This is a genomic window from Alteripontixanthobacter muriae, assembly GCF_013336795.1.
Lineage (GTDB): Bacteria > Pseudomonadota > Alphaproteobacteria > Sphingomonadales > Sphingomonadaceae > Pseudopontixanthobacter > Pseudopontixanthobacter muriae.
This window is the reverse complement of sequence record NZ_JAAFZT010000042.1, coordinates 1-850: the sequence shown is the minus strand read 5'-3', so window position 1 is coordinate 850 and position 850 is coordinate 1. Positions and strand designations below refer to the sequence as shown.

The 850-nt window shown below is 61.4% G+C and carries 2 protein-coding genes; one reads left to right on the top strand and one right to left on the bottom strand.

Annotation, left to right across the window (positions count from 1 at the left end; genetic code table 11):
• Nucleotides 1-15 precede the first annotated feature (15 nt).
• Nucleotides 16-719, bottom strand: a protein-coding gene (locus G7A66_RS12910; protein ID WP_232366890.1) for an IS5 family transposase whose coding sequence is annotated in 2 segments (ribosomal slippage) — nt 16-435 and nt 438-719 — 702 coding nt in all. Because the reading frame shifts where the segments join, the coding sequence is not laid out codon by codon here.
• On the opposite strand from G7A66_RS12910, the gene G7A66_RS14360 reads away from it, so the two are divergent.
• On the top strand, nt 654-850 hold a 197-nt coding region (locus tag G7A66_RS14360; RefSeq protein WP_232366891.1), incomplete at its 3' end, for a hypothetical protein. The two genes, G7A66_RS12910 and G7A66_RS14360, sit on opposite strands and share 66 nt — an antisense overlap.

Sequence of the window (850 nt, the reverse complement as noted above, 5' to 3'; positions counted from 1 at the left end):
TAGGGTCCGGACTCATTAGAGCCACCAGGTGACGATGGCTGCGATAGCGATTGTGGCCATAAAGGTCTTGATGTTGCGGTCGAAGCGGGTGGCGACCCGCCGCCAGTCCTTGAAGCGGCAGAACATGCGCTCGACGACATTGCGCTGGCGGTAGATCTGTCTGTCGTGCTCGATCTGGACCTTGCGGTTGGACTTTGACGGGATGACCGGCGTGGTCCCTCGCTCGATCAGCCATGAGCGCAAGGCGTTGCTGTCGTAGCCTTTGTCGGCGACCAGATACTCCGATGGCGGCGCGGCATTGATCGCCAGCATGGCGACCTTGGCATCGTGCGTATTGCCGGGTGTCAGGAGCAGGACGTGGGGGCGGCCCTTCTCGTCGCAGATTGCGTGGAGCTTGGTGTTCCTTCCGCCTTTGGTGATGCCGATACCATGAGCCAAGGCCCCCCTTTTGCGCCTCCGGCAGTGCGGTGGACCTTGATGCAGGAGCTGTCGATGAACAGCTTGGCAGGCACGCGCTCGACCCCGGCCAGGCTCGAGAAGATGCGCTCCCACACGCCGCGCTCGGCCCAGCGACGGAAACGGTTGTAGAGCGTCTTCTTCGGTCCGTAGATGTGTTCCGGGCAGTCGCTCCAGCGACCGCCACTCTTCAACGCATGGACAATCCCGGAAAGCACACGCCGGTCATCCACCCTCGGCATCCCGCGCGTATCCTGCGGCAAGAGCGGCTCAATCCGAGCCCACTGCTCATCCGAGAACCAGAAGAAATTTGCCATCCACATGCCTCCTCACTGGAGGCTCATGAATCACATCCCAATGCCGCTGTGAATCCTGTTTATGGGTCCGGACCCTA